24 protein-coding genes, 3 tRNA genes and 1 riboswitch are annotated in these 26,942 nt (G+C 64.8%); of the genes, 15 read left to right on the forward strand and 12 right to left on the reverse strand.

What is annotated here, in order from left to right; all coding sequences use genetic code 11:
- The first annotated feature begins 36 nt into the window (after window positions 1-36).
- The 12 genes from ACE04A_RS24170 (at window position 37) to ACE04A_RS24225 (ending at window position 10,678) form a co-directional block, all read left to right on the forward strand.
- Window positions 37-112: transfer RNA gene (locus ACE04A_RS24170), tRNA-Phe, on the forward strand.
- 86 nt (window positions 113-198) lie between these two features.
- Window positions 199-274: transfer RNA gene (locus tag ACE04A_RS24175), tRNA-Phe, on the forward strand.
- Window positions 275-360: 86 nt separating this feature from the next.
- Window positions 361-436 (forward strand) — tRNA-Phe (locus ACE04A_RS24180).
- 280 nt (window positions 437-716) lie between these two features.
- Window positions 717-1,490: a hypothetical protein gene (locus tag ACE04A_RS24185; RefSeq protein ID WP_448718418.1), complete on the forward strand. Its 774-nt coding sequence runs from the start codon at window positions 717-719 to the stop codon at window positions 1,488-1,490.
- Window positions 1,487-1,984 carry a hypothetical protein gene (locus tag ACE04A_RS24190; protein ID WP_485820599.1) on the forward strand — a complete coding sequence of 166 codons (498 nt, stop codon included), beginning with the start codon at window positions 1,487-1,489 and terminating at the stop codon, window positions 1,982-1,984. The genes ACE04A_RS24185 and ACE04A_RS24190 overlap by 4 nt, the downstream gene beginning before the upstream one ends.
- Window positions 1,985-1,998: 14 nt before the next feature.
- Window positions 1,999-2,090: riboswitch (TPP riboswitch) on the forward strand.
- Between the two features lie 64 nt (window positions 2,091-2,154).
- Window positions 2,155-3,237 (forward strand): LuxE/PaaK family acyltransferase, encoded by a 1,083-nt coding sequence (locus tag ACE04A_RS24195; RefSeq protein WP_485820600.1) that lies wholly within the window; start codon window positions 2,155-2,157, stop codon window positions 3,235-3,237.
- The gene (locus ACE04A_RS24200) at window positions 3,234-4,694 is read left to right on the forward strand and encodes an acyl-CoA reductase (protein ID WP_279995374.1); all 1,461 of its coding nucleotides are present in this window, start codon (window positions 3,234-3,236) and stop codon (window positions 4,692-4,694) included. Before ACE04A_RS24195 ends, ACE04A_RS24200 begins: the two co-directional genes overlap by 4 nt.
- Window positions 4,691-5,455, forward strand: coding sequence for an ABC transporter ATP-binding protein (locus tag ACE04A_RS24205; protein ID WP_485820601.1), 765 nt, complete (start codon window positions 4,691-4,693; stop codon window positions 5,453-5,455). Before ACE04A_RS24200 ends, ACE04A_RS24205 begins: the two co-directional genes overlap by 4 nt.
- Entirely contained in the window at window positions 5,452-6,303 is an 852-nt protein-coding gene (locus tag ACE04A_RS24210) for an ABC transporter permease (RefSeq protein ID WP_485820602.1), read from the forward strand. Before ACE04A_RS24205 ends, ACE04A_RS24210 begins: the two co-directional genes overlap by 4 nt.
- A 20-nt stretch (window positions 6,304-6,323) precedes the next feature.
- On the forward strand, window positions 6,324-7,331 hold the full coding sequence (locus ACE04A_RS24215) for an ABC transporter substrate-binding protein (protein WP_448718412.1): 1,008 nt from the start codon (window positions 6,324-6,326) through the stop codon (window positions 7,329-7,331).
- 1 nt (window position 7,332) lies between these two features.
- Window positions 7,333-8,112, forward strand: a complete 780-nt coding sequence (locus ACE04A_RS24220) for a 3-oxoacyl-ACP reductase (protein WP_485820603.1) — start codon at window positions 7,333-7,335, stop codon at window positions 8,110-8,112.
- Between the two features lie 43 nt (window positions 8,113-8,155).
- Complete coding sequence (locus tag ACE04A_RS24225; protein WP_448718410.1) at window positions 8,156-10,678, forward strand: mechanosensitive ion channel family protein; 2,523 nt, start codon at window positions 8,156-8,158, stop codon at window positions 10,676-10,678.
- 276 nt (window positions 10,679-10,954) lie between these two features.
- On the opposite strand, the gene ACE04A_RS24230 is transcribed toward ACE04A_RS24225, so the two are convergent.
- A complete protein-coding gene (locus ACE04A_RS24230) occupies window positions 10,955-11,431 on the reverse strand; it encodes an Lrp/AsnC family transcriptional regulator (RefSeq protein ID WP_259250819.1) in 477 nt (158 codons plus the stop codon).
- Window positions 11,432-11,667: 236 nt separating this feature from the next.
- Between ACE04A_RS24230 and ACE04A_RS24235 the strand changes: the two genes are divergently transcribed.
- Both ACE04A_RS24235 and ACE04A_RS24240 read left to right on the forward strand, forming a co-directional pair.
- Entirely contained in the window at window positions 11,668-12,312 is a 645-nt protein-coding gene (locus ACE04A_RS24235; RefSeq protein ID WP_448718409.1) for a LysE family translocator, read from the forward strand.
- A 57-nt stretch (window positions 12,313-12,369) separates the two neighbouring features.
- On the forward strand, window positions 12,370-13,275 hold the full coding sequence (locus tag ACE04A_RS24240; protein WP_259250822.1) for an EamA family transporter: 906 nt from the start codon (window positions 12,370-12,372) through the stop codon (window positions 13,273-13,275).
- 73 nt (window positions 13,276-13,348) lie between these two features.
- On the opposite strand, the gene ACE04A_RS24245 is transcribed toward ACE04A_RS24240, so the two are convergent.
- From ACE04A_RS24245 to ACE04A_RS24260, 4 genes are all read right to left on the reverse strand, one after another.
- Window positions 13,349-14,368: a Bug family tripartite tricarboxylate transporter substrate binding protein gene (locus ACE04A_RS24245; protein WP_448718408.1), complete on the reverse strand. Its 1,020-nt coding sequence runs from the start codon at window positions 14,366-14,368 to the stop codon at window positions 13,349-13,351.
- A 169-nt stretch (window positions 14,369-14,537) separates the two neighbouring features.
- Complete coding sequence (gene otnI / locus ACE04A_RS24250) at window positions 14,538-15,323, reverse strand: 2-oxo-tetronate isomerase (protein ID WP_485820604.1); 786 nt, start codon at window positions 15,321-15,323, stop codon at window positions 14,538-14,540.
- Window positions 15,324-15,455: 132 nt separating this feature from the next.
- Entirely contained in the window at window positions 15,456-17,480 is a 2,025-nt protein-coding gene (locus ACE04A_RS24255; protein ID WP_448718429.1) for a TonB-dependent receptor domain-containing protein, read from the reverse strand.
- 290 nt (window positions 17,481-17,770) lie between these two features.
- Window positions 17,771-18,070: a type II toxin-antitoxin system RelB/DinJ family antitoxin gene (locus ACE04A_RS24260; RefSeq protein WP_485820605.1), complete on the reverse strand. Its 300-nt coding sequence runs from the start codon at window positions 18,068-18,070 to the stop codon at window positions 17,771-17,773.
- 223 nt (window positions 18,071-18,293) lie between these two features.
- Here ACE04A_RS24260 and ACE04A_RS24265 point away from each other — a divergent pair, with 223 nt between their 5' ends.
- On the forward strand, window positions 18,294-18,773 hold the full coding sequence (locus tag ACE04A_RS24265) for a VOC family protein (protein WP_100854120.1): 480 nt from the start codon (window positions 18,294-18,296) through the stop codon (window positions 18,771-18,773).
- 110 nt (window positions 18,774-18,883) lie between these two features.
- On the opposite strand, the gene ACE04A_RS24270 is transcribed toward ACE04A_RS24265, so the two are convergent.
- The 7 genes from ACE04A_RS24270 to ACE04A_RS24300 form a co-directional block, all read right to left on the reverse strand.
- Window positions 18,884-19,933 (reverse strand): ABC transporter substrate-binding protein, encoded by a 1,050-nt coding sequence (locus tag ACE04A_RS24270; protein WP_279995368.1) that lies wholly within the window; start codon window positions 19,931-19,933, stop codon window positions 18,884-18,886.
- 95 nt (window positions 19,934-20,028) lie between these two features.
- Complete coding sequence (locus ACE04A_RS24275) at window positions 20,029-21,006, reverse strand: CobW family GTP-binding protein (RefSeq protein WP_448718407.1); 978 nt, start codon at window positions 21,004-21,006, stop codon at window positions 20,029-20,031.
- A gap of 1 nt (window position 21,007) precedes the next feature.
- Window positions 21,008-22,666, reverse strand: coding sequence for an amidohydrolase family protein (locus ACE04A_RS24280; protein WP_485820606.1), 1,659 nt, complete (start codon window positions 22,664-22,666; stop codon window positions 21,008-21,010).
- Between the two features lie 5 nt (window positions 22,667-22,671).
- Window positions 22,672-23,919, reverse strand: coding sequence for a metal-dependent hydrolase family protein (locus ACE04A_RS24285; RefSeq protein ID WP_279995365.1), 1,248 nt, complete (start codon window positions 23,917-23,919; stop codon window positions 22,672-22,674).
- 25 nt (window positions 23,920-23,944) lie between these two features.
- Entirely contained in the window at window positions 23,945-24,826 is an 882-nt protein-coding gene (locus ACE04A_RS24290; RefSeq protein WP_448718405.1) for an ABC transporter permease, read from the reverse strand.
- A gap of 8 nt (window positions 24,827-24,834) precedes the next feature.
- Window positions 24,835-25,881: an ABC transporter ATP-binding protein gene (locus ACE04A_RS24295; RefSeq protein ID WP_448718404.1), complete on the reverse strand. Its 1,047-nt coding sequence runs from the start codon at window positions 25,879-25,881 to the stop codon at window positions 24,835-24,837.
- 4 nt (window positions 25,882-25,885) lie between these two features.
- Window positions 25,886-26,689, reverse strand: a complete 804-nt coding sequence (locus ACE04A_RS24300; protein WP_100857573.1) for an ABC transporter permease — start codon at window positions 26,687-26,689, stop codon at window positions 25,886-25,888.
- Between the last annotated feature and the right edge of the window lie 253 nt (window positions 26,690-26,942).

Below are 26,942 nucleotides of genomic sequence, written 5' to 3' on the forward strand. Positions count from 1 at the left end.
GCCGCCGCGCTGGGCTTTTTGCACCGTGTACGTGTTGGCCTGGTAGCTCAGTCGGTAGAGCAGAGGATTGAAAATCCTTGTGTCGGTGGTTCGATTCCGCCCCAGGCCACCAAAAGAATTATTGGGATTGCGGTAGCAATATCAAGTCCCAAAAAAAGCCCAGCCGCCGCGCTGGGCTTTTTGCACCGTGTACGTGTTGGCCTGGTAGCTCAGTCGGTAGAGCAGAGGATTGAAAATCCTTGTGTCGGTGGTTCGATTCCGCCCCAGGCCACCAAAAGAATTATTGGGATTGCGGTAGCAATATCAAGTCCCAAAAAAAGCCCAGCCGCCGCGCTGGGCTTTTTGCACCGTGTACGTGTTGGCCTGGTAGCTCAGTCGGTAGAGCAGAGGATTGAAAATCCTTGTGTCGGTGGTTCGATTCCGCCCCAGGCCACCAAAAGATTCAAGCATTGAGCCCCGCCATTGGCGGGGCTTTTTGCGTTTGGCGCTGCCCTTCTTTCTAGCGATGTCTTTCTTATCATCGCGCCCTAATCTTGTCGTAATCTTATCGAAATCTTGTCAGGTGATAGGTTTTGAGCGCGAATCTTGTCCCCCCCCCCCCCCCCCCCCCCGCCCCTCCAGGGCGGACAGCGCTACGCTGGCGCACGCGCGGTGCCTAGCTTGCAAAATATTACAGACCCGCGAAATAGCCCGGGACGAGGTCTACAATCGTCGCTATGAAACCCGCCGACAATCTTCGCTTCGCTCTCCGCGACCGCATCAATGGCGTTGATGTGGGGCCGAAGGCTGTTCCGCTCAGTTTGCTTGGCGAATTTCAGAAAGAGGTCAGCGACTTCCTGCAAGGATCAACCCGAGAGGTCAACCCTGCCGAAGTGCTGGTGTCGATAGAAGAAGGGTCTCTGGTTTTCGTCGCCGAGGGGTTGTTGGCGGCTTCGATGCTCTGGGCGGATATGGAACGTCTGGCCGCGCCAGATTCTCTCAACGCCATCGACCCCAGGCGAGCTGCCGTCATTGAGCGTTGGCAAGCTCAGGCCCGTAACAACCCTCATCGCGTTTACGCGCTTGAGGACACCGCCCGGCGCCCTCTCACGATCATCAATGCCCAATCAGACTTCAAACAATCGATCGATATCTGGGTAACGGTTGAAAAATACCTGCACGGAAAAATCGTGGACTGGGGCGGCAAGACCAAGGCAAATGTTCATCTTGTGCTTGAAAACGGCAAGTCGCTAACGGTTTCCGCTACTCAACAGTTGCTCGCACAAGAGAGCGAAAACCGTCTCTATCGTCCGGCCTTGCTGCACGTGACGGCTGAAGAGAATTTGCGCACGGGCGAACTGCGCAATTTGAATCTGCGTTCGTTCGAGGTGCACCACCCTGCCTACGACGAAGACGAATTCCAGCAGATGGTACGCAAAGGCACCGCCGCCTGGTCGGACGTACCCGACGCCACGCGATGGGTTGAATCACTGCGGGGCGACGACTCATGACGGCAGCGGTACTGCTGGACACCAGCTATCTGATCTCGCTCGGCGACGCGACTCGCCCTAACCATCAAACCGCCACCAAGTATTTTCGACAGATGCTCGACGAGTCTTTGCCGGTCTACTTTTCGGCCGTTGTCGCGGCGGAGTTCGGCATTAAGCAGTCCATCACTGATCTGCCGCTGCAAAAGTTCCGTCATTTGCCATTCAACATTCCGCACGGGCAGCGAGCCGCCCAACTATGGAATGCACTAGGCCCACGAAATGACGACACGGCGCGCGCGGTCGCGCGTGATGACATCAAATTGGTCGCCCAGGCGTGTCATGAACGCATTCCCTTTGTCCTTACGGAGGACGCATCGTCGTTGCACAAATACTGCGAACGGCTCCGTGATGCGGGCGCATGCCAGGTGCGGTCCATCGTGCTGGCCAGCGGTTATGACCCCGCGGCCTTCCGACTGGACGGCCAGCAGGGATTCGACCTAAGCGACGAACCCTAGAGCGGGTTAACATTGCCTCTGCTCCGGGGTGCACGCCAGTGCTGAGAATCAAACCCGCGAACTTGACCCGGTTCATGCCGGCGTAAGAAGAGCATTCGCCCTGCCGCGCCTTTGCGCCGCTTGTGCGGGCGGGCTTCGGAGCTTCCCTGTATTGGAATCAACGAACGCCCATGAACAACGCCGCCCCGCCCGTCGCGGAACTCCTTGAATTCATTGCCCAGGACGGCTGCACCGACGCGCAGTTTGACCAGCTCGCGCTGCGGCTGTTTGCGTATCAGTACAGCGCCAACGCCCCCTACCGCAGCTTCTGCCAGCGCCGAGGCGCCACGGTGCGCAATGTGAAGACCTGGAGCGATATTCCCGCCGTGCCCATCGACGCCTTCAAGGCGATGGAACTGCGCTGTGAACCCGCCCGCCCCGACGAGCGCGTCTTCATGACCAGCGGCACGACGCGCGCCGATATGCGCGGGCGCCACTTTCATCCGCACCTGGACGTCTACGACCTGTCCATGACGCGCAACTTCGCCGTCCGCGTCATGCGGGGCACGCCGCGCTTGCCGATGGGCATCTTGTTCCCGGACGAAGTGGCCATGCCGAATTCGTCGCTGGCGCATTATCTGGCACTGGCCAAGACCGCGTTTGGCACCGACGACAGCCGCTACTTCATGTCGCCGCAGGGGATTGATCTTGATGGCTTGTGGCGCCGCCTGGAAACCGCCGAGCGCGATGGCGAGCCCTATGCCCTGCTGGGCGCCAGCTTCAGCTTCGTGCATGTGATCGATGCGCTGCGCAAGGAAGGCCGAACGTTCCGCCTGCCGCCGGGCAGCCGCATCCTGGATACCGGCGGCTACAAGGGCCAGTCGCGGGAATTGCCGCTGGACACGTTCTATTCCGAACTATCGGACCTGCTGGGCGTGCCGCGCGCGCTGTGCATCAACATGTACGGCATGACCGAACTCAGCACCCAGTTTTATGACGACGGCAACGCCACGGTCCCGTCCGTGAAATCGGGGCCGCACTGGATCCGTTCGCGCCTGGTGGACCCGGCCACGGGGCGCACGGTGCCGGCCGGCGAACGCGGCATCCTGACGCACTGCGACCTGGGCAACTTCAATTCCGTCAGCACCATCCTCACTGAAGACGTGGGAGAACCCGCCGATGGCGGCTTCCTGCTGCTGGGCCGCGCCGAAGGCGCGCAGGCCAAGGGCTGCTCGCTGGCGGTCGAAGAATTCATTCAGTCGACGCGGCCATGAACGTGCAACGGATCGAAGCAGGCTATCTGCCGGGGCTGGCTTCGGCCGATGTCCAATGGCAGACGCTGCCCTTCGAGCAGGACGGCCGGCGCGTGGACGTCGCCGTGCCGGTGCTGACCGCCTTGCAGATGCAGGCGCTGGCCCAGCGCGTCCAACAGGCCAGCGCGCGGCATCTGAAGACGATGACGGTGTCGGAAATCATCAACGTCATCGACCGCGCCATCGCCCGGCTGCTGGACCCCAGCGACCCGTACCGCCGGCAAGCCGACGCGCTGCTGCCGATTGTCAGCGGCTACGACGCGCACATGGTGCGGCTGGGTCTCACCGGGTTTTTCAAGACGTTCCGCGCGCCGCAACTGCACCGCTTTGTGGCCGAGGACTTCGCCAACCCCAAGGTGCTGGACGGCTTTCAACCGACACCCAAGGGCGGCGCGGTGCGCGCCTACGGCCCGCAATTGCTGGTGCATAGCTGGGCGGGCAACGTGCCCGCGCTAGCGTTATGGAGCCTGGTTTGCGGGTTGCTCGTGAAGGCGGGCAATATCGGCAAGCTGCCCAGCGCCGAGCCGCTGTTTGCCGGCTGGTTCGCGCGCCTGCTGGCCGAGGTGCATCCGCCGCTGGCCGACTGCCTGGCCGTGGTCTGGTGGCGCGGCGCGGGGGATGAAGACGCCGCCGCGCTCTACGCGCAGGCGGACACGGTGGTGGCTTACGGCGGCAACGACGCGCTGCACGCCATCCAGCGCCGCCTGCCGGTCACGGCGCGCTTTCTAGCGCACGGCCACAAGCTGGGCTTTGGCGTGGTCAGCGTCGCCGCGTTGGATGCGCAGAAGGCGCCCGCCCTGGCGCGCCGCGCGGCCTGGGATGTGATGCGTTACGACCAGCAGGGCTGTTATTCCCCGCAGGTTTTCTACGTGCAGCGCGGCGGCCAGGTTTCACCGCGCGACTTCGCCGCCTATCTGGCGGGCGAGCTCTCGAATCTGCAACAGCGCTTTCCGCGCCGCGCGCTGGACCTGGCGGAATCCGCCGCGATTGCCAAGTGGCGGCAGAGCATCGAATGGCAGTTGCCGGCCGACGGCGCCGATGCGCTGATCGGCGACCCCGACACAGCCTGGAGCGTCTCGTACACCGATGCCGCCACGCCGCTTGCGCCCACGGCCTTGCAACGCAGCATCGTGGTGGCCGGCGTCGACACGCTGGATGACGTGGCGCCGTTGGTGGCCGCGCACAGCCGCTATCTGCAAACGGTGGGCGTGGCCGCCTCGCCCGAAGAGCTCTACCGTCTGGCCGATCAACTGGGCGCGGCGGGCGTCACCCGCATCAGTGCCATCGGCGCGATGAGCGTGCCCGAAGCCGGCTGGCATCACGACGGCCGCTTCAACCTGCTGGATCTGGTTCGCATGACGGAGATCGAGCAATCCGCCGAAGCCGCCGCCGACCCTTACGCGTCGTACGAACCATGATTGCCGATCCGTCCCGGCCCTTTCTTCACATCGAAGGGGCAGTCTACACCTACCCCGGTCGCGCGCCCATCGTGAACGGCATCGACTGGCGCCTGCAAGCCGGTGGCTTTCATTGCCTGGTTGGCCGCAGCGGCTGCGGCAAGACGACGCTGCTGAAACTTGCCGCGGGCCTGCTCACGCCGCAGTCCGGCCGCGTGGTGCTGCAAGACGGCACGCCCGCCGCGCCCGGCCCGCAACTGGGTTATGTGTTTCAAGCGCCCACGCTGCTGGAATGGCAACGCGTGATCGATAACGTATTGCTGCCTGTGTCGCTGCAACGCCGCCCGCTGCCGGAAGACCTGGAACGCGCGCACGGCCTGCTCGCCATGCTGGGGCTTTCTGACCACGCCCAACACTATCCCCGCCAACTGTCCGGCGGCCAGCAAAGCCGCGTGGCGCTGGCGCGGGCGTTGATTCTTGAACCGGCCTTGCTGTTGCTGGACGAACCTTTCGCCGCGCTGGACGCCATCACGCGCGGCGAGCTGCAAGACGACCTGCTGCGCATGTGCCGCCTGCGCAATACCACCGTGCTGTTCGTCACCCACGACATCAGCGAAGCCGTCTACCTGGGCGACCGCGTAGCCGTCATGCATCAGGGCCGCATGCTGGCCGACCTGCCCGTGGACCTGCCCGCGCCGCGCCCGCAAGCCATGCGCCATGGCGCGGCGTTCAATGCGGCCTGCGCCCAAGTATTTGCGTTCATGAACGGGGCGCGCCCATGAAGCCGACCGCCATCAAAGCGGCGACCCAAGCCGCCGATAACGCCGCTGCTAAAGCCGCCGACCCAGCCATCCCCCAGGCCGCCCCCCAAGCCACGCTGAAGCCCCGCCTGCTTGCCCTGGCCCTGTTGGTCTTGCTGCTGGCCGTCTGGGAAATCACCGTGCGGCAGGTGGGGATATCGGCACTGGTGCTGCCCGCCCCCTCGGCCGTGGCGAAGACGTTGTGGACCAGTCTTGCCACCGGCTACCTCTGGCCGCACATCGGCGCAACGCTTGCCGAGATGCTGCTGGGCCTGGCGATCGGCGGCGCGGCGGGGCTGGGCATCGGCGTGGCGCTGGCGGAATCCGCCTTGCTGGACCGCGTGCTCAAGCCCTATGTCATCGTCAGCCAGGTGGTCCCCAAGCTGGCGCTCGCGCCGCTGTTCGTGCTGTGGTTCGGCTTCGGCATGGCGCCCACCGTGGTCATGACGGCGCTGATCTGCTTTTTCCCCTTGATGGAGAACACCCTGACCGCCCTGCGGCAGGTCGACCCGAACCGGCTGCAACTGTTCCGCATGCTGGGCGCGTCACGCACGCAGACCTTGTTGCGACTGAAGCTGCCCGCCGGCCTGCCCGGCATTCTGGCCGGGCTGCGCGTGGCGCTGGTGCTGGCGCTGGTGGGCGCCGTGGTGGGCGAATTCATCGGCGCCAGCCGGGGGCTGGGCGCGGTCATCATCGCCGCGCAAGGCATGATGGACACGCCCCTGATGTTCGCCGCGCTGACCGCCATCGCCGTCATCGGGCTGCTGGGCTATCAGGCCACGCTGCTGCTGGAACGGCGCCTGCTGCGCCCCTATGCCGATCAATCATGACTATCTTCGAGACCCCTTCCATGCCTCCCCATCCGACCCGCCGCGCCCTGTTGACGGCCGCCGCAAGCCTTGCCGCCGTGTCACTGGCGCCGCTAGCCGCTCGCGCCCAGGGCGCCCAGAGCGTCGCATCCGGCAAGGTCACCCTGGCCGGCTGGAGCAAGCCCATCAGCGAAATCACCAACCTGCTGGCCGAACCCGACAAGGGCTTCTTCAAGGCGCAGGGCGTGGAACTGGTTTACCTGCCCGGCGCGGGCGGCGGTGACGCCATCCGCAACATACTCAGCGGCCAGGCCGACGTGGCCTTCACCGACCCCGGTTCATTCTTCATGGCCTTGGACAAGGGCGAGAAGCTGCGCGCCATCTACGACATCTATCCGCAGAACGTGTTCAACGTGGTGTCGCTGAAGTCGGCCAACATCACGCGGCCCGCTGACCTGAAGGGCAAGCGCATCGGCGTCTACAGCCTGGCCAGCGGCACGCGCCAGAACCTGTTGGTGATGCTGCATCAGGCGGGCCTGACCGAAGCCGATGTGGAAATCGTGGTGACCGGCGTGCTGAACTTCGCGCCGCTACTGCAAGGCCAGGTGGACGCCACGGCCGCCACCGACACCGGCTTGCTGGTTGGGCGGAGGCGCGGCCTGGGCGACGTCAACGTCATGGAAGTGCGCGACACGCTCAACGTGTCCAGCGACCTGTTCGTGGTGCGCGAAGTGGTCTATCAACAAAAGCAGCCGCTGCTGCGGGCGTTTTTGAAGGCATATCGCGACAGCGCCGCGTGGATGATCGCCCAGCCGGAAGAAGCCGCCACCCTGGCCGGCAAACGCGCCATCGATGGCACCGACCGCGCCATCAGCCTGGAGGTGATCCGGCTGCGCAATGCGGCCTCGACCGCCGCCGGCCGCCCGCTGGGCACGTTCGATCTGGACTCGCTGCAAAAGGCGGCCGACGCCTACCGCGCGCTGGGCCTGATCGAAAAGCCCATCGACATCGCAGCCGTGGTCGACACCGGCCTGCTGCCGGGAGACTGACATGGACACGCCAAAGAAATTCGCGGGCAAGGTCGTGCTGGTGACGGGCGCCAGCCGAGGCATCGGCGCCGAGATCGCACGCGGGTTCGCGCGCGAAGGCGCGACGGTGGTCGTCAACTATCTAAGCAATGCCGATGCGGCCGAGGCCGTGGTGGCGCAGTGCCAGACGGAGGGCGGCGACGCCTGGGCCGTGCAAGCCGATGTGGGCTCGTCGGACGCGGTGCGCGCCATGGTGGACGGCATTGTGCAGGACGCCGGCCGGCTGGACGTGGTGGTCAACAACGCCTTTCGGCCATACGCTTTCGACCCCCGCCAGCGGACCGCGTTCGACGCGCTGTCGTGGCAGCAGTACCAGTCGCAGTTCGATGGCTCGGTGGGCGCCGCGTTCAACGTCTGCCACGCCGCGCTGCCGCATTTCAAGCAGCGCGCCCAGGGCTGCATCGTCAACATCGCCAGCAACCTGGTCGAGCACCCTGTCGTGCCGTACCACGACTACACCACCGCCAAGGCCGCGCTGGTGGCGTTCAGCCGCAACCTGGCGGCGGAACTGGGCCCCTACGGCATCCGGGTCAATTGCGTGGCGCCCGGCCTGGTCTACCCCACCGAAGCCAGCGGCAGCACCCAGGAGTCGTTCCGCGACGCCTTGATTGCCGCGACGCCGCTGCGGCGCATCGCCCGGCCCGAGGACGTAGCCGGCCCGGTGCTGTTCCTGGCGTCCGACTGGAGCGGCTTCATGACCGGGCAGGTGCTGTTCGTGGACGGCGGACTGGTGATGCGCTAGAGTGGCTTAGCCCCCGGTTCGCAGCACCCCACGGAGCCGCCCCATGCGCGTCCGAGCACGACTGTTTACCTGCCTGTTCGGATTGCTCCTTGGCTTGCTGAGCCTGACCCAGGCTCGTCTTGCGCTGGCCGACCCGCCCGCCGCCACACCCCCCGCCCTACCCGCAGCACCCGCCGCCATTCAGATGGGCGACATTCCGCTGCGCGCCGACAGCGACATGCGCTACGCCGAAGCCGTGTTGCAACGCGTCGCCACCACCGACCCCGACACCGCGCTCGGCCCGGCATTGGAAGCGATCACCAAATCCACCGACGAAAAGCTCTACGAATTCCAGCCGGCCCAACTGCGCACCCTGCCCATCATGCGGGTCGAAAGCCTGGAACGGCATTGGGTCTTTGACGCGCACCGGCTGGCGCGCTGGCAGGCGGATCTGCGCCAGGCCACCGCCTGGTACGCCAGCGACGCGGCCGAACTGCTGCGTCGCCGCGACGCCTGGCAGGCCATCAAGAATTCGGCCTCGGCCGCCAGCCTGCCGCCCGCGCTGGCCGACCGCGTGGATGCCGTGCTGGCGCAACTGACCGCGGCCGCACAGGCGCTGTCCGGCCCGCTGTCGCGACAGGCCGGCCTTGAACAACGGGCCAACGCCGTCGAAGAACGCATCAAGGCGGGACACCGCGCCGTGGCCGAAGCCATCAACGATATCGACGCGCGCCTGATGCGGGTGGATTCCCCGCCGCTTTGGGATCTGGGCAAGACGCAAGACACCAGCCAAGACACCATGGCCTTGCTGCGCACCGGCATCGACATCGAAGCCCGCTTCGCGCGTGATTACAGCGGCACCGGCAGCGGCAACCAACGCGCGCTGCATGTGATTCAGATCGTGCTGCTGGTGTTTCTGCTGTGGCTGGCCAGAAAGAGCCGCGACGCCATTCGCGCAGGCGTCATGAGCGAAACTGCGGCGGGCGTCCTGGGCCGCCCCTTGTCCACCTGGTTGCTGCTGTCGATGGTGGCGGTGCTGGCGTTGGAGCCCGACGCGCCACTGATGGTGCAGCAAGTGGCGCTGGTGCTGGCGGCGGTGCCGGTGCTGCGTCTGCTGCCGCCCTCGGCGCGCCGGCAACTGGATCTATGGCCCTATGTAATCACCGCCCTGTTCCTGGCGGAGCGGCTGGGCTTTCTGTTTTTAGCCAACACCTTGTTCTACCGCGTGTCCACCGTGGCGCTGACCGTGGTGGCGCTGTCCGCCATCCTGTGGCTGCTGCGCCGTGGCCGGCGCCCCGCGTCGTCCCCCGCCCCCACCCGCCTGGCGGGCACACTGCGCGGCATTGCCTGGGTTGCGGTTGGGTTGCTATGTGTGTCGCTGGCAGCCAACCTGGTCGGCAATGTCTCGCTGGCGGAAATGCTGACCAGCGCGGTCATCGGTTGCGGCTACTTCGGGCTGGTGCTCTACGCCGGCGTCACCGTCATCATCACCCTGGTGCAAGTGATGTTGGCGCGCCAAGGCATTGCGCGCTTCCGGCTGGCGCGCGAACATGCGCCGCCACTGGTGCAGTTGCTGATCCGCCTCTTGACCGTTGCCGCCGTCGTGGGCTGGGCGGTCTACGCGATGGACCGCTTCCGCATCCTGCGCGCCACCTATGCATTCACCGTTCAGGTGCTGTCCTACACCCTGACCGTGGGCGAAGTGTCCATCAGCCTGGGCAACGTGCTGCTCTTCCTGATTTCGGTAGTGATTGCGTTCTGGGCCGCGCGCACCATCCGCCTGATCCTGCGCGACGAGGTGCTGACCCGCATGGCGCTGCCGCGCGGCGTGGGCAACAGCATCGCATCGCTGTCGTACTACCTGGTGCTGCTGCTGGGCCTGGGCATCGCGCTGTCGGCGGCGGGCTTTCAGACCAGTCAGTTGACCATCGTGTTCGGCGCGCTGGGCGTGGGCATCGGCTTCGGCCTGCAAGGGGTCGTGAACAACTTCGTGTCGGGCCTGATCCTGATGTTTGAACGGCCGATACAGCCGGGCGACGTGGTGGAAATCAGCGGCACGTCCGGGCAGGTGCGCGACATCGGGATGCGCGCCACCCGCATCAAGACCTTCGAAGGCGCCGATGTGATCGTGCCCAACGGCACGCTGCTGTCCGACAAGCTCACCAACTGGACTCTGCTGGACCGCAGCCGCCGCATCGAAGTCAGTATCGGCCTGGCCTACGGCACCGAGCCCAACCGGGCAATTGAATTGCTGGACGCCGTGGCCCGCGACACGCCCGGCGTCGTCACCGAACCGGCGCCCACGGTGCTGTTCATGGGCTTTGGCGCCAGCACGCTGGATTTCAGCGTCCGCGCCTGGACCCATGACTTCGACCGCTGGATCAACATCCGCAGCGACATGATGACGCGCATGGTTGACGCGCTGCGGCAGGCTGATATCGAGATCGCGTTTCCGCAACGTGATCTGCACTTGCGCAGCGTGTCGGATGAAGCGGGCGCGGCGTTGGACGCCGTATTGAGCGGCGCGCGCAAGCCCCAAGCGCCCGCGTCCAACGCCCCCTTGGCGCCCGACACGCAGGCGCGCTAGGCCGGCATCATTTCATGCTGACCGCCCCACCGATGACGCCGATCGCGACTATGTAGGATGGGTGGAGCGCGCCAGATTGAAGGCAAGAACCCCGCTGCCCATCGCGCGAAACCCATCACGCGGCGGTTGCGTTGTGGCTGGATCTGCCGACTATCCACCGCTGCTTGATGGGTTTCGCGCGATATGCGTTGCGTTATTTGCGGGCGGCGGCGCGCGCTGCACCCATCCTACGTGCCTATCGCGGTGATTCGCGGCACGCCTTGCGGAGCTGGTGCCCTAGACATTCCCCGATGTCGTCACCGGCACTGTCAGCGTGTTCTTCACCGGGTTCATCACCACCAGGGTGGAGAAGCGCTTGACGTTGGGGTTGCCCCAGAAATGGCGTTGGGCAAAGGTGTCGTAGTCGGCCATGTCGACCATGGTCAGCGTCAGCACAAAGTCGACTTCGCCCGTGACGGACAGGCACTGCATGACCTCGGGCGCGCCCTGCATGGCGCGCTTGAACACGTCCAGCTTGTCGGCGCGCTCGCTCTCCAGCGACACCAACACCACCATCATGATGCCGCGCCCCACGGCTGCGGGGTCCACCACGGACACGTCGGCCGTCACCACGCCGGCTTCACGCAGCCGCTTCATGCGGCGCAGGCACGACACGGGCGACAGGTTCACCCGCTGGGCAAGGTCCTGGCTGGTGCGCTGGTTGTCTTCCTGCAGGCTTTGCAGGATTTGAAGGTCGAAATCGTCTAGTTCCATGGGGGCTTGGAAACGCTGGGGAGTCGGGCCGAGCCGGATGAAGAATCAGGAGAAAATCGGCCTTCGGCAGATTCTAATCCCGGCCGCGACAGACTCCGGCCCCAATTCGACGGGAAACTTCATTTTGCCGGTGCCGGACGCAGAAAATAATCAGGCCGCTTGCTTACACTGGGAACCCATTCGCCCGCGCTCCCGCTTCTTCGCCTGCGCCCCCGCTTCTTCGGCCGTCTTCCGCAATGCCCTCGCTACAGCTTTTCCTGCTTTTTCTTGCCGCCGACGCGGCGCTCAAGCTTACCCCCGGGCCGGACATGGCGTTGACCCTGTCACGCGGCATGACCCAGGGGTTTCGCCCCGCCTTCCATAGCGTGCTGGGCAACGTGGCCGCCGGCTTCATCCAGGTGCCGGCCGTGGTGCTGGGCCTGGCGTCCGTGCTGCAAGCGTTTCCGACGCTGTTCGTGGGCATCAAGGCCGCGGGCGGTCTGTATCTGGGCTACCTGGGTGTCAAGGCAATGATCCGTTGCGCGCGGTCGGCCGATGTTTCCCTGTCGGCCCGCCCCGGCGATGCGCGCGATGCCTTCTGGCAAGGCTTCATGACCAACCTGCTGAATCCCAAGGTGCTGCTGTTCATGATCGCCTTCCTGCCGCAGTTCACGTCGCCGGAGAACGGGCCCGTATGGATTCAGATGTTGGTGTTGGGCATCACCATGAAGCTGCTCAGCCTGCCCTACGGCAGTGGCTTCGCCTACGGCGCTTCGCGCATACGTGGATGGGTCGGACGCAACCCCTGGTTCTTGCGCATGCAGCAAGGCCTGCTGGGCGCCGTCATGCTGGGCCTGGCGCTGTATGTGCTTTACTCCACGGCCGCCACGCCGACGCCCTGATCTTCCATTTCGTTTGCACCGTTACCTGTTCTTGCCTTGCCCTTGCCCTGACTTTCCATGACCGCCGCCACCTTGAACGCCGGGCACAACGCCCCCGCCTCCACCTTGCTTCCCACGCTGTCGCTGATCGGCGCCATGGCCTCGCTGTGCATCGGCACCTCGTTCGCCAAATCGCTGTTTCCCGAAGTGGGCGCGCAGGGCACGACTGCCTACCGCATTGTTATCGGCGCCATCATCCTGATGGCGTTCTGGCGGCCGTGGCGCTTTCCGCTGACCCGCCAGAACGCCGCCAAGATCGCGCTGTATGGTGTGACGCTGGCGTGCATGAACCTGCTGTTCTACATGGCGCTGCGCACGCTGCCGCTGGGCGTGGCCATTGCCATTGAATTTACCGGGCCGCTGACGCTGGCCGTGGTGCTGTCGCGGCGCGCCATCGATTTTGTGTGGATCGCCTGTGCGCTGGCCGGCCTGGTGCTGCTGATCCCCACCGGGCAATCCATCCACGACCTGGATCCGACCGGCATTGCCTACGCGCTGGCAGCCGCCGTGTGCTGGGCGCTGTACATCATCTTCGGCAAGATGGCTGGCAACGTGCATGGCGGCCAGGCAACGTCACTGGGTTTGCTGGCGGCGACGATGGTGGCACTGCCCGTGGGCGCGGCGCATGCGGGCATGGCCTTGCTGGACCCGTCGTTGATCCTGGCCGGGATCGGGGTGGGCATTCTGTCCAGCGCGCTGCCCTATTCGCTGGAGATGGTGGCGTTGCGGCGCTTGCCGCAGAAGACGTTTGGCGTGCTGCTCAGCATGGAACCCGCCATGGGCGCGCTGGCCGGCGTGATCGTGCTGAATGAACATCTGACCCAGACGCAATGGCTGGCCATCGGCGGCATCATCATTGCGTCGGCGGGTTGCGCGGCCACGGCGCAGCGCGGCAAGAAGCGTCAGGCGCCGGTGCACGACTAGGCGCGCGCCCGTACACGGTGAAGCGCGCACCTGCACGCGCGCCGGTAGGATCAGGGGTGCGCGCACCCGGCGCTTATTCCACCGAAATTCCCTTGTGGCGGATCACCGCGCCCCAGCGCTCGCGCTCTTCACTTGAATACTCGGCGAACCGCGCCGGCGTGCTGCCCGTGGGTTCCATGCCCTGCAAGCGCAGTTGCTTGACCACATCGGGCGATTGCAATGCCGCCACGATGGCGCGGCTGAGCTTGTCGACGATGGGCGCGGGCGTGCCGGCCGGCGCCACCACGCCTTGCCAGGCGGCGGCCTCGAATGGATCCGCGCCCGCTTCGGCAAACGTCGGCACGTCCGGCAACTGGGCCGAACGCTGCGCGGCCGGTACGGCAATGGCGCGTAGCTTGCCCGCCTGAATCAGCGGCCGGGCGGCGGCCAGGTCAGCCATCATCATGGGCACCACGCCGGACGCCACGTCTTGCAACGCGGGCGGCGTGCCCTTGTAGGGAATGGCGGTGGCGCGGCCACCGATCGATTCCAGGAACAGTTCCATCGCCAGGTGGTGCGGGCTGCCCACGCCCAAGGACGCATAACTGCCCGGCTGCTCGCTACGCAAGTACTGCAAGACGGCCGGCATGTCGGTCAGCTTGGAACCGGGCGAGGTCACCAACACGATGGGCAAGGCCACCAGCGTGGACACCGGCGTCAGGTTGCGGGCCGGGTCATAAGGCAGGTTCTTGTATAGCCAGGGGTTCAGCGCCAGCGTGCTCATGCCTGCCGTCATCAGGGTGTAGCCGTCGGGCGCGGCACGGGCAGTCTCTTGCGCCGCGACGATGGTGGCGGCGCCCGGGCGGTTTTCCACGACGACCGCTTGCCCCAGCGCATCGCCCACGTGCTTGGCCACGATGCGGGTGGCGATATCGCTGCCGCCTCCGGCACTGAACGGCACGAGCCAACGGATGGGATGATCGGGGAATTCCGCCGCCGAGGCGGTGGCGGGCAACACGGTGAACGCCACGGCGCAAAGCGCGGCGGCGCCCCTCAATGCCACCTTGAACAACGCCGCCTTCAACACCATGCGCGGCAGGAAGCTGCTAGTCATGTCCTGGTCTCCTCGAACCACGATCGAATAAATTTTTAATTAACATATTAATGATTTTCGAAGCGCACGCAAGCCCGGGAATTTACCGTAAGCGGCAACCGGGACACGGGCAGCGCAAGGTATGGAGACGGCAACAACAGAAGCGCAAGGCAGGCAGCGCGCTTACCGATCACGCGCGCGCGGCATTAAGCCATCGCAGCCCCGCCGACGTATCGCTTGCGGGGCGGTATTCACAACCGATCCAACCGGTGTAGTGCAGTTCGCGCAGTACGCTGAACACCCATCCGTAATCAAGCTCACCCCGATCGGGTTCCTGGCGCAGCGGCACCCCCGCGATCTGCAAATGCCCCACCCGGCCCGTCGGCAGATATTCACGCAACTTGGTGGTGACGTCGCCTTCCACGATCTGGCAGTGGTAAAGGTCCATCTGCACTTTCAGGTTCGGTGCGTTGACGGTCTGCACGATCGCGTGGGCCTCGTCCTGGCGGTTCAGGATGTAGCCCGGAATGTCGCGGGTATTGATGGGTTCGATCAACAAGGTCACGCCCGCCGACCTTGCCTGGCGCGCGGCCCAGTCCAGGTTTTCGCGATAGCAATCCAGCAGCGCCTCGCGTGGCACGCCGTCCGGCGCCAGGCCCGCCATGACGTGCACGTTCGAACAAGACAGCGTGGTTGCGTAGGCCAGCGCCTGTTCGACGCCTGCCTGAAATTCCGCCTGCCGCCCCGGCAGCGCCGCCAGCCCCCGTTCGCCACGGCTGGGCACGCCCGGTGGCGCATTGAACAGCACTTGCGACACCCCCACCGCATCCATGCGCTCGCGCACGAAGGCGGCGGGCTCGGCGTAGGGAAACATGCATTCCACCCCCATGAAGCCGTCCGACGCGGCGGCGGCATAGCGGTCCAGGAAGGCGTGTTCCTGATACATCATCGACAGATTGGCGGCGAATTTCAGCATGGCGGGGCTCCGGTCCGGACGGGATTTTTCCGGCAACTTAGCACACCGCCGCACCGTTTCGCGCACGTTGTCCGCAGCGCGGGGATCACGCCAACCCAAGGGCGTAATCCCCGCGTCGATTGACGCAGCGCATCAATACGTCAAACGGACACCCAGCAACACACTGCGGCCCGGCAGCGGGGCTACCGACGAGATGAACGAAGCGTGGTTGTAGGCCAGTTTGTTCAGCAGGTTGGTGCCGCGCAGATAGACTTCGTAGCCCGTCGTGTTGTAGCTACCGCGATAGGCGACCACCGCGTTGACCAGGTTGTAGCCCGGCGTGCTGTCTTCATAGGCCGCGATGTCTTTTTGCGAGAACACGCGCGCGTATTCCACGCCGCCCGACCACTGCTGCCACTTCACGTTGCCGCGCACGCCCGCACGCGCCGCCGGGATGCGCGGCAGATTGCCGTCGCCGCCCGTCAGCTTGCCGCGCACGTAGTCGCCGAACACGGCGGCCGAGAATATCGGCGTGAACTGGTGGCGCAATTCGCCTTCCACGCCCGTGAATTCCGCGTCGCGCTGGGTGTACTCGATCAGGCGGAAGTCTTCGTAGCGGTCCAGCGTGTTGGCGTAGATGTAGTTCTTCACGCGGTTGTGGAACACGCTGGCAGAGAACGTCGTGTCGCCCGCGTGCTTGCGCAAGGTCAGGTCGATGTTGTGCGAGGTTTCACGGCCCAGGTCGGCGTTGCCCAATTCGTAGGTGTTGGTGGCCAAGTGCACCCCGTCGGCATACAGTTCCTGCGCGTTCGGCAGGCGTTGCGAGCGCGACAAGGACAGCGCCACGGAGTACTGCGGCGCGAAGTCCCAGATGGCGGCGGCCGACAGGGATGTGCCCGACAGGCTGCTGCGCGACGCGCCGCCTTCCGGCGAGATGTTTTGCCAGTCCTGACGCGCGCCCACTTCGAAACGCCAGTCGTTCAACTGGTATTCCTCAAGCACGAACAAGCCGTTCGAGCGCGTACGGCTGCGCGGCAGGAAGGCTTCTTCGCCGTCAGCGCGGAAATCGCTGTAGGCGTTCTGGAAGCCCACCACGCCGCGCCAGCCGGCGATGGGCTTGTGCTGCAATTCCACGCGCAGGTCGTAGCCCTTATTCTTGAAACGCGTGCCGACTTCGCCGCCTTCAATTTCGTCGTGCTGATAATCGGTCAGCCCGCCACGCACGCGGATCTTTTCAAAGCCGGCAAACGGGTCCTGGTATTCGGCGCGCAGGTCCAGACGATTGCTGCGCAGCTTCACATACGGCACGCCGCCGTGTTCATGGTCGTGGTCGTGGCCCTCTTCGCCGTGGCCCTCTTCTTCGTGGTCGTGATCGTCGTGACCGCCGCAATGCAGGTGCGTGCCGTGCGGGTGGCAGCCTTCGTATTCGTGGTTGTGCCCCGGCAAGCCGTACTTGCTTTCCAGGTGCGTGAACGCCAGGCCGACGTAGCCGCGCGGCGTAATCCACGACATGCCGACGGAGCCCTGGCTGGATTCGCTGTACGAGCCTTCCAGCTTGCCGCCCGGCCAATCGGGCACGTCGTAGTCGCTGGTGCGGCGCTTCATGCCTTCGACGCGCACGGCAAACTGGCCTTCGCCCGCGGTGATGCCGACGACACCCGCGCGTTCCTTCGTACCCGTCGCGCCACGCAATTCCATTTCTGCTTCAACACCGTTTTCCGGCACGGCGGTCGGCACCTTCTTGTCCACCACGTTGACCACGCCGCCGATGGCGCCGCCGCCGTACAGCAGCGTTGCCGGGCCGCGCAGCACTTCGATGCGTTCGGCCAGCAGCGGCTCGACGGTCACGGCGTGGTCGGGCGAAATGCTGGAGGCATCCATCACTTCGGAGCCATCGGACAGCACCTTCACGCGCGGCGCGGTCTGGCCGCGTATCACCGGACGGCTGGCGCCACCCCCAAACGTGTCGCTGTTGACACCGGGCAGGCTCGTCAGGGACTCACCCAGCGTGCCGCTACGCCGTTCGATCAGCTCGTTGCCTTCCAACACAGAGGCCGGCAGCGTGGTGCTGTTGAGGTCCAAGCCCAGCGGGTTGGCGGAAACCGTAATGGGCGCCAGCGTCTTGGCGCGCTTGCTGTCCACCTCGGTCTCGGCTTGCGCGATAGGTGCGATCAGCATCAGCGAACACACCAGCGGTTTCAGGCTGCCACGGCGTGCTGGCCGGGCAATTGCAATCTTGCGGCTTCCCTTCTTGAACCCCAGTTTCTTGCCTTTCATCGTATTCTCTCGGATGTTATATCATTACAAATTGCGGACGAATGATATAACATTTCAGAATCGAAGCGATGAAAGTTTGGCGATGAACTGACGCGAACATGCCACGGTTTAGGGATCAGGCGCTATCGAGCCGCCATTGCTGTGCGGCGTGCAGAATCGCCAGCAAATCCTCGCGAGCCGTTTCGCGCCATTCAAGAACCGGCACGGCGCTTCTTCTTGCTGATCAGGGCACGAGCCTCGTCCATGACCGCTTCATGGGCGACCGGTGGCCGCGTATCGGCCAAGGCCTCTTGCACCTTCGCGCGAAACCAAGAGTCGTAGCTCATGGCGTCGACGGCCAAGCCGGCGGGCAAACCGCCTTCTTTTGCCACTCTCGTTAGCAAAATTAGCACCGCATCCGAGATGGTCAGGCCAACGTTGGCGAGCTTTTCCGCCGCTTCGGCCTTGAGCTTGTCGTCGACACGGACGTGCAACATTGAAGTGGGTGCCATGGGAAGCCTCCGGTGATGGACCGGCCATTATGTATCTCAATTGAGATACACACAAACGACGAGCCGTTTGCCACAAAAACCTGACAGTTGAAACGGGATTTGGCGAACGAGAATCGGCTCCACTGACCGAGTATCCTCAACACCACGAACCCCTGCACGTGATGTGCGCCGGTTGTTCGGGCGCCAGGCGTCGACGGGTTTTCAACCAACCAGGAGACCCCCGATGATTCCCAAGAACACCATTTGTCTTTGGTATGAAAGCGATGCGCTGGAAGCGGCGCGATTCTATGCCAAGACGTTTCCCGATAGCGCCGTGGGCGCTGTGCACCATGCGCCGTCCGACTACCCTTCCGGCGAGGAAGGCGATGTGTTGACCGTGGAATTCACGGTCATGGGCATCCCCTGCCTGGGCCTGAATGGCGGCCCGGCGTTCCAGCACAATGAGTCCTTCTCGTTTCAGGTGGCCACTGACGACCAGGCGGAAACCGACCGCTTGTGGGATGCCATCGTGGGCAATGGCGGGCAGGAAAGCGAGTGCGGCTGGTGCAAGGACAAGTGGGGAATTTCGTGGCAGATCACGCCGCGCGTGTTGACCGAGGCCTACACGGGTGCCGACCGCGCCGCCGCCAAGCGCGTGTTTGAAGCCATGATGACGATGGGCAAAATCGACGTTGCCACGATCGAAGCGGCGCGGCGCGGGTGAGGCTGCGGCCGAGGGCGAGAGCAAAGGTTGCCGCTGGAGCCGGCCGCGCCGGCCCCAACCCTATCAACCCGCTATCAACCCGCTATCAAGCCCGCCCTAAGCCCAGCCGATCAACCCGCCTTGAATTCCTTGTTCCAGAATTCCAGCATATCGGCCTTGCCTTCGGTCAGGCCCTTCAAGTCATACGCCTTCAAGAGCTTCACCTCAGCCTCGGTGAAACCGACGCGCTTCAGGTTTTCCGGCAGCGACGCATTGGTCACCGTCGGCGCGTAGCCCATTTTTTCGGCGAAGCCGACCTGGCCTTGCGGGTCGAGCATGGCGTTCAGGTATTCCCACGCGGCGTCCTTGTTGCGGCTGTTCTTGGCAACGCCCGCCTCGAACGACACCGGCACCGAACCTTCCTTCGGAATCACGAAGCCCAGCGGCAGGCCGCTGTCCTTCCATTGCAGCGCGCGCGCCTTCCACATGCACGCAATGGCGATCTCGCCCGACTTGAAGGCGGACGCCACCGCTTCGTTGGACGGGTAGATGCGCGGCGCGTTGGCCTTGAGCTTGGCCAGGAAGCGCTTGCCGCCGTCAAAGCTCTTGGTGTCGCCGCCCGCGCCCAAGCCGACGAAGACCGAGTTGTACAGATACAGAATGTCCGAGAAGCCGACCTGGCCCTTCCACTTCGGGTCCAGCAGCACTTCCAGCGAGTCCGGCGGCGTGGGGAATTTTTCGGTGTTGTAGACCAGCGTCATGGCGCTGAAGATGTGCGGAATGGAATACGGCGTCTTCAGCGCGGCGATGGCGTGCGCCAGGTTGGGTAGCTTCTTCGCGTCGATGGGTTCCAGCGTGCCCGAGCGTTCGGCGTCGTACATATCGACTTCACCCAGCAGCGCCACATCCATGCTGCCGCGCCGCGAGTTCTTTTCGGCGCGCAGCTTGGTGACGCGGCCCACGGCGTTGCCGGTGTCGTACACCACGGTCACGCCCTGCTTGGTCACGATGGGGTTGATGATCTGTTGCAGCAGGTTTTGGTAATCACCGCCCCAGGTTCCCACAACGATCTGTTTTTCGGCGGCGTGCGCCATGCCGGGCACCCAGCCCAACGCGGGGGCCAACGCCAGGCCAGAGGCGGATTTGATGAAGCCACGGCGAGTCAGGTTTTTCTCTTGCATAACAACCTCGTATCGAAGGGGGACTAACGACTTGCTACGGTGCGGCTGCGCGGTGCGGCTGTGCCCGGCCGCGCAGCCAGGGTTCTTGCATACGTTCAGGCCAGCATTTCCACCGACGCATCGGGCGACAAGGCGCGGATGTCATCCGCATCGATGTCGCGCGCGATCACGATGATGGCGGCGCTGGCGTCGGGCTGGCGCGTCAGCCGTTGCGGCGCGCTGAAGGTGGTGCCCACCGACTGGATCAGAATGGGTTCGGCGCAGTCGGCCACGCGCACCACTGCCTTCACGCGCAGCAGGCGTTCGCCGCACAGGCCGGCCAGGTTATCCAGCCATTCTGAAAAATCCGTCCAACTGATGCCCTCACGCGCCCGCGCGGCCATGACGCGGATGCGCGGGTGCGGCAGACCCGGTTTGCTTGCGGCCAACATCCGGGCCGCAAGCCCCGCCAGGTCGGCAACGCCTTGCGACGGGGCAAACGCGGCTTGCACGGCACGACGGCGGTCTGGTTCCGCGATCACGTCCGCCAGCGGATTCAGCAAGGCGGCGCGCGCGGCGCGGGCATCCAGCGCGGACGCCGGCAACAGGTCAGTCTTCGTCAGCACGATGCGGTGCGCGGCGCCAAACTGCGCCATGGCTTCGTCCATCTCGGCCAGCGCGTCGGGGTCGCGCGCACAGTCGTCGGTGCAGACCACCGTCAGCCGCAGGCCACGGCTGGCCAGTTCGGGATCGGCCAGCGACGCGATGATGGGGCCGGGCCGTGACAGCCCGCTGCATTCCAGGATCACGCGCTGCAAGGGCCCTTCGCCCTCGGGGCGCGGCGCGTCCAGCAGCGCGCTCAAGGTGTAGACCAGGTCACTGCGCAGCGAGCAACACACGCAGCCATTGGCCATCAGCGTCATCGGCACGTTGTCGCTGTCGTTGGCCACAATGGCGCCGTCCACACCGATTTCTCCCGCCTCGTTGACGATCACGCCCGTATCGCGGGAAGCCGGATCGCGCAGGTAGTCCACCAGCAGCGTGGTCTTGCCACTGCCCAGGAACCCACACAAGAGGAACAGGTCGACCGCCATGTCAGGACGCCTGATCCGCGCTGTCGCAAGGCGAACCCGCGGGCGATCCGCCAAACGGCGGACGCTCTCCATCGGGGTCGTCGGCCCAACTATCCTTCACCATCTTGCGCACGTCCGCCAGCAGTTCGGCGGTGTCGTACACCACGCCGGACTTGATGGTGGTTTGCAGGCAGCGCTTCCATTCCACCTTGGCCGTGTCGTCGTTCAGGCGCATGGCGCCGGTGCCGAACAGCAGCTTGAAATCGGTCAGCGGGTTTTGATCGTGGATCAGCAGGTCGGCGCGCTTTTGCACGTCGATGGAGCCCGTGTCCTCATCGATCCCCAGCAGCGCGGCGCTTTGCGAGGTGGCCGCGCGCAACACTTCAATGGGATGAAAACCCGCTTCCTGCAGCAGTTCCAGTTCACGCACGAAACCAAAGCCGTAGATCTGGAAGATAAAACCGGAATCGCTGCCCGCGCACACGCGGCCGCCCAGGTTCTTGTATTCGTTGATGAACTGCATCCACAGGCGATAGTTCTGCTTCCACTCGATCTCGTTGGTGGTGCTCCAGCGATACCAGTAGGCGCCGTGCCCGCCGCGCTGCGGCTGGAAGTATTTCCACACCGCTTTCCAGGTGTAGTCGTCGTGCCAGTCGGCACGGCGCGCGCGCATCAGGTCGCGGTTGGCGTCGTAGATATTGAAGGTGGGCACGAAGGTGTGACCCAACTCCAGGAACTGGTCCATCACCTGGCGCCACTTGGCCGAACCGGGTTGCGCCGCCTGCATGAAGGTCTGGCCGGCCACGGCGAAGCGGTAGTACTCGTCGCTGTAGTTGTAGTCGGTGGGAAAGGACTGCACCACGCGGTCCTCGAACAGCGCTTCGGGCAGGCCGTAATAGTGTTCGGAACTGGTCAGGCCCCAACGCGCGGACTTCAGCGCGTTCACGCGCGTCACCGCCATCTGCGCGTGGTGGCAGCCCGAACGCAGGCCCAGTTGCGCGGCCTCGTCCAAGGCCGCTTCCATGATGGCGGGCGGCGCGCCGAAGAACTTGATGCCGTCGGCGCCACGCGCGGCCAGCTTGCGCACCCATTCGCGGCCCTGCTCGGGCGTGTGGATGGTCTTGACGCGGTCGTTCACGGCGGGAAACACCGAATGCACCACCATGCGCGGCGCGGCGATCTTGTTGGCGGCCGAGAGCTCGCGCTGCTCCATCGTCCAGCCCAGGCCGCCCATCGCGCCCATCTCGCGCACCGTCGTCACGCCATGCGCCAGCCACAGCTTGTAGATGTAGTCGGCGGGCGGCACGATGCCGCTCATCGCGTGATACGGCGTGCCGATGTGCGCATGCGCGTCCACGAAACCGGGCGTGACGAACTTGCCGTGGCAATCAATCTCGTGGTCGCCGGGGCCGGGCCGACGCTTGGGGTCGATGGCCTTGTGCGGCGTGCCCACGTTGACCAGGGCGGTGATGCGGTCGTTCTCGATCACGATGTCCACCGGCCCCCAGGGCGGCGCGCCGGTGCCGTCGATGATGGTGGCGCCGCGCAGGATCAGCCGGGGAAACGGCCCCAGCCCCCGATCACGCGACGCGGGCGCGGACGGCGGATGCCAGCCCTTGGCGGCATTGACGTCGCGGGATTCCTCACCAACTTCCGATTGCGAAAACGTGGGATCGCTCATGGCGCTTACACCCCCAGACCGTTATGTTCGATGACGCCTTCCTTCATGATCAGCGCGATGTGCTCGCCCTGACCCAGCAGGCAGGACAGGTCGCGGTACGGATTGCCGTCCACCAGCAGCACGTCCGCCAACGCGCCCACCTGGATGCGGCCCAACTGCCCGACCTGGTTCAGCACTTCGGCGGCGGTCGTGGTGGCGCACTGGATCACTTCCTGCGCGGACAGCACTTCGTTGCGGATCCGGAATTCATCGCTTTGCAGGCGCTGCGACGGGCCCAGCAGATCCGAGCCGTAGCCGATCTTCACGCCCGCCTTCTTGTAGATCTCCAGCGAATGCAGCCCGGCGGTGCGTACCGTGGCAATCTTCGCCACCGAATCCGGCGGCAGGCCGTAGTCGGCGCCTTCGTTGGCCAGCGCTTCATAGGTCACCAGCGTGGGCACCACAAACGCGCCCTTCTCGGCCATGAAGCGCGCCACGCGCTCGTCAACCAGGTTGCCGTGTTCGATGGTGCGCACGCCGTTGCGGATGGCGCGTTCGATGGCGTCGGCCGTGTAGGAATGCGCCATCACATAGGTCTGGCGGCTGGCGGCTTCGTCAACGATGACGCGAATTTCTTCTTCCGAATAGCCGAAGGAGGCAATCGGGTCAGTGGGCGATGCGACGCCGCCCGAGGCCATCATCTTGATCTGATCCGCGCCCATCTGGAGTTCCTGGCGCACGGCCTTGCGCACGTCGTCGATGCCATCGGCCACGCGGCCGATGTCGCCCGCGCGGAAGCAGCAGCCGCAAAAGCTCATGGGACGCAGGTGGTCGGAGCGCGGACGCGGGTCGCCGTGGCCGCCCGTCTGGCTGATGGCGCGGCCCGAGATGAATAGGCGCGGCCCCTTCACCGTGCCTTCGTTGACGGCGCACTTCAAACCCCAGCCGGCGCCGCCCGCATCGCGCACGGTGGTGAAGCCCCGGCGCAGCATGGCCGCCATGATGGGCACGGCGCGCATCATCACCAGCGCATCGGGCAACACGCCTTGCGTGCTCAGGTTCAGTTGCGTGGCCAGCACATGCACGTGCAGGTCAATCAGGCCCGGCATCAGCGTGCGGCCGGCGGCGTCGATCACCTGCGCCGACGCGCTCGCGATGGGCTTGTCCGACACTTCCTTGATGACGCCATCCTCGACCAGCACGTGGTGGCCTTCCTGCAGGTCAGCCAGCAAGGGGTCGAGCAGGTTCGCGTTCTTGAACAATACGGATGCCATGAAATTTCCTTGTTGTGGCTCGGGCTCAAGACGCCATGGTCTTGATGTAGCGCCGATGGATCAGCCAGTTCGAAAGCAGTGCAATGATCAGCGTGCCGCACACCAAAATGACGGCCAGCGCGGCGCCGAACGGCCAGTTCGACGCACGGGTGATCTGGTCATACAGCGCGGGCGCCATCATCGTCAGGCCGGAACCGCCCAGCAGCACCGGCGTGGCGTAGGCGTTCATGCACAAGATGAACACGAGCATCGTGCCCGCCGCCACGCCCGGCGCGGCAATGGGCAGCACGATGCGGCGAAACGTAGTGAAGAAGCTGGCGCCGACGTTGCGCGCGGCTTCTTCCACCGACAGGTCCATGCCTTCCAGCACGCTTTGCAGCGTCAATATCAGGTAGGGCATGACCACGGCCGTGGTGCCGATGACCACCGCCGTGGGCGTGTACATCAGCGTGATGGGCTTGTCGATCAGGCCCAGGCCCTGCAACACGGCGTTCACCACGCCCGCATTGCCCAGCGCCACCATCCAGCCCGCCGCGCGCACCACGTTGCCCACCATCAGCGGAAACACCAGCAGGATCACGAACAGGCTTTTGTATTTACTCTGCGTGCGCGCCAGAAAGTACGCCACCGGAAAGCCCAGCACCAGCGCCAGCACCGTGCATAGCCCCGCCACCCACAAGGTGGTGAAGAAGATGTCGCGGTAATACGCATCGCCAAAGAACTTGGCGTAGTTGTCGAAGGTGAAGGCGGTTTGCATCAGCTCCGCCGGGTCGAACTGGTTGAAGCTGTAGCGCGCCAATTGCAGGATGGGCACCATGATGATCACCAGCACCACCAGCGATGCCGGAAAGGCCAGCCCGGGCCCCAGCCAGCGGCTGGGCCGCCCGTCTACGGTTGCAGTCGTCATGGTGGCTCCTATTGCGTGAAGGCCACGCAGTCTTCGGGCTCGAAGCACGCGTACACGCGCGCACCGGGCGCCGGCTGCGCGCGGCCCGCGCCGCCATTGACCACCTGGCTGATCATGCGGTTGCCGCCTTCCAACTGCACGCGCACTTCCAGCACCGACCCCAGGTACAGCGACGACTCCACCACACCCGCCAAAGCATTGCCGCCCGAAGGCTGTTCTGCCAGCCGCACGCGCTCGGGCCGCACGCCCACATGCGTGGCCCCTGCCCCGCCCGGCGTGGTGATACGCTGGCCCGCGTCGGTGTGGAACTGGTTATCGGCCTGGCCACTGCCGGTGAACACGTTCATCTTGCCCAGGAAGTCGGCCACGAACAGATTGGCGGGGTGTTCATACAAGGTGTCGGGCGCACCCACTTGCTGCACGATGCCGTCATGCATGATGGCCATGCGGTCGGCAATCGCCAGGGCTTCTTCCTGGTCGTGCGTGACGAACACGGTGGTCAGGCCCAGGCGCTGCTGCAAGGAACGGATTTCCTCGCGAACTTCCAGCCGCAGCTTGGCGTCCAGGTTGGACAAGGGTTCGTCCAGCAAGAACACCTTGGGTTCAATGGCCAGCGCGCGCGCAATCGCCACGCGCTGCTGCTGGCCGCCCGACAACTGGCGCGGATAGCGGTCGCGCAGTTCGGTCATGCGCACCATGTCCAGCACGCGGCGTATCTTGGCGTCGCGCTCGGCCTTGGGCACCTTGTGCATCTCTAGCCCAAAGGCCACGTTCTCGGCCACCGTCATGTGCGGAAACAGCGCGTAGCGCTGGAACACCATGCCGGTGTCGCGCTTGTGAACCGGCAGCCGGGTCACGTCGGTGTCGCCGATAAGAATACGGCCGGCCGTGGGGGTAATGAAGCCGGCGATCATGCGCAAGGTCGTCGTCTTGCCGCAGCCGCTGGGGCCCAGGAACGTGACCAGCTCGCCTTCCGCGATCTCCAGTGAAAAGTCGGATACCGCCACCGCCGCACCGAACTGCTTGCGGATATTCTCGATTGAGACCTTCGCCATTTTCTTACACCACCTGACTGAGTTTCACATAGCGGTCGGTCACAAGCATGATGATGCCCAACAGCAAGATTTGCACCGAAGCCACCGAAGCGATGGTCGGGTCCAGATTGAATTCCAGGTACTGCATGATGGCGATCGGCAGCGTGGTGCGCCCCGGCCCCACCAGCGAGAGCGACAGCTCCAGGTTCTCGAACGACACCACGAAGCTGAACAGCGCGGCCGCCACGATGGACGGGCGCAGCATCGGCAGCGTCACGCGCATGAAGGCTTTGGGCGCGCTGGCGCCCAGATTGCGCGCGGCTTCCTCGATGGAGCCATCCAGCCCGGCCATGCCGGCCGTGACCAAACGCACGGTCCAGGGAATCGTCAGGCAGACGTGCGCGATGATCAGGCCGCCGAAGGTGCCGACGATGTCCTGGTCCAGCACTTCTTCAGCGCGCAGATAAAACAGGTAGATGCCCACGCCCGCCACGATGCCGGGTATCAGCAAGGGCGACAGCAGCAGGGTGTTGACGCCCTTGCTGCCCTGGAAGCGGTAACGCGCGATGCCGACGGCGGCCAGCACGCCCATGACCACACCGATGGCGGCGGCCACCAGCGACACTTGCAGGCTGAACAGGAAGCCGTTGGCGAACGCGGGGTTGTCCCACGCTTTCACGTACCAGGACAGCGTGTAGCCGGACGGGGGGAAATAGAGGATGGCGTCCTTGAAGAAGCTCAACCAGACCACCAGCACGATGGGGCAGAGCATGAACGCATACATCAATACGACGAAGACCCGATGCAGCCACGTTGCCCACGGAATCATGCGGATAGGCTTGACCCGGGTGGCCGCGACGGCCGAGTTCAAAGGAGGCGCGCTATGCAAATCCTGTTTCCTTGTCAGCGAGGTGCCGGCTCGGTTTGAAACTCCTCCGGTTGGAACTCTTTGATTCCTTCGGTTAACCGAAGCATATCGACGGGTTGCTGCGCGGCTCAACTAGGGATTACCCAACATGGGGCATTTCACGCGGGTAATTCCGTAGCACGGTGCAAACACGCGGGTGGGGCCCCCGCCGCAT

This window comes from Achromobacter colocynthidis (assembly GCF_057334535.1).

What these genes read in the sequence shown, in the direction of transcription:
- ACE04A_RS24300 (WP_100857573.1), bottom strand. Translation starts at nt 26,689, where the DNA reads ATGATTCCGTGGGCAACGTGGCTGCATCGGGTCTTCGTCGTATTGATG.
- ACE04A_RS24240 (WP_259250822.1), top strand. Translation starts at nt 12,370, where the DNA reads ATGACCGCCGCCACCTTGAACGCCGGGCACAACGCCCCCGCCTCCACC.
- ACE04A_RS24210 (WP_485820602.1), top strand. Translation starts at nt 5,452, where the DNA reads ATGAAGCCGACCGCCATCAAAGCGGCGACCCAAGCCGCCGATAACGCC.
- ACE04A_RS24280 (WP_485820606.1), bottom strand. Translation starts at nt 22,666, where the DNA reads ATGAGCGATCCCACGTTTTCGCAATCGGAAGTTGGTGAGGAATCCCGC.
- ACE04A_RS24225 (WP_448718410.1), top strand. Translation starts at nt 8,156, where the DNA reads ATGCGCGTCCGAGCACGACTGTTTACCTGCCTGTTCGGATTGCTCCTT.
- ACE04A_RS24220 (WP_485820603.1), top strand. Translation starts at nt 7,333, where the DNA reads ATGGACACGCCAAAGAAATTCGCGGGCAAGGTCGTGCTGGTGACGGGC.
- ACE04A_RS24260 (WP_485820605.1), bottom strand. Translation starts at nt 18,070, where the DNA reads ATGGCACCCACTTCAATGTTGCACGTCCGTGTCGACGACAAGCTCAAG.
- ACE04A_RS24290 (WP_448718405.1), bottom strand. Translation starts at nt 24,826, where the DNA reads ATGACGACTGCAACCGTAGACGGGCGGCCCAGCCGCTGGCTGGGGCCC.
- ACE04A_RS24230 (WP_259250819.1), bottom strand. Translation starts at nt 11,431, where the DNA reads ATGGAACTAGACGATTTCGACCTTCAAATCCTGCAAAGCCTGCAGGAA.
- ACE04A_RS24245 (WP_448718408.1), bottom strand. Translation starts at nt 14,368, where the DNA reads ATGACTAGCAGCTTCCTGCCGCGCATGGTGTTGAAGGCGGCGTTGTTC.
- ACE04A_RS24285 (WP_279995365.1), bottom strand. Translation starts at nt 23,919, where the DNA reads ATGGCATCCGTATTGTTCAAGAACGCGAACCTGCTCGACCCCTTGCTG.
- otnI (WP_485820604.1), bottom strand. Translation starts at nt 15,323, where the DNA reads ATGCTGAAATTCGCCGCCAATCTGTCGATGATGTATCAGGAACACGCC.
- ACE04A_RS24275 (WP_448718407.1), bottom strand. Translation starts at nt 21,006, where the DNA reads ATGGCGGTCGACCTGTTCCTCTTGTGTGGGTTCCTGGGCAGTGGCAAG.
- ACE04A_RS24265 (WP_100854120.1), top strand. Translation starts at nt 18,294, where the DNA reads ATGATTCCCAAGAACACCATTTGTCTTTGGTATGAAAGCGATGCGCTG.
- ACE04A_RS24200 (WP_279995374.1), top strand. Translation starts at nt 3,234, where the DNA reads ATGAACGTGCAACGGATCGAAGCAGGCTATCTGCCGGGGCTGGCTTCG.
- ACE04A_RS24255 (WP_448718429.1), bottom strand. Translation starts at nt 17,480, where the DNA reads ATGCTGATCGCACCTATCGCGCAAGCCGAGACCGAGGTGGACAGCAAG.
- ACE04A_RS24190 (WP_485820599.1), top strand. Translation starts at nt 1,487, where the DNA reads ATGACGGCAGCGGTACTGCTGGACACCAGCTATCTGATCTCGCTCGGC.
- ACE04A_RS24185 (WP_448718418.1), top strand. Translation starts at nt 717, where the DNA reads ATGAAACCCGCCGACAATCTTCGCTTCGCTCTCCGCGACCGCATCAAT.
- ACE04A_RS24295 (WP_448718404.1), bottom strand. Translation starts at nt 25,881, where the DNA reads ATGGCGAAGGTCTCAATCGAGAATATCCGCAAGCAGTTCGGTGCGGCG.
- ACE04A_RS24215 (WP_448718412.1), top strand. Translation starts at nt 6,324, where the DNA reads ATGCCTCCCCATCCGACCCGCCGCGCCCTGTTGACGGCCGCCGCAAGC.
- ACE04A_RS24195 (WP_485820600.1), top strand. Translation starts at nt 2,155, where the DNA reads ATGAACAACGCCGCCCCGCCCGTCGCGGAACTCCTTGAATTCATTGCC.
- ACE04A_RS24205 (WP_485820601.1), top strand. Translation starts at nt 4,691, where the DNA reads ATGATTGCCGATCCGTCCCGGCCCTTTCTTCACATCGAAGGGGCAGTC.
- ACE04A_RS24235 (WP_448718409.1), top strand. Translation starts at nt 11,668, where the DNA reads ATGCCCTCGCTACAGCTTTTCCTGCTTTTTCTTGCCGCCGACGCGGCG.
- ACE04A_RS24270 (WP_279995368.1), bottom strand. Translation starts at nt 19,933, where the DNA reads ATGCAAGAGAAAAACCTGACTCGCCGTGGCTTCATCAAATCCGCCTCT.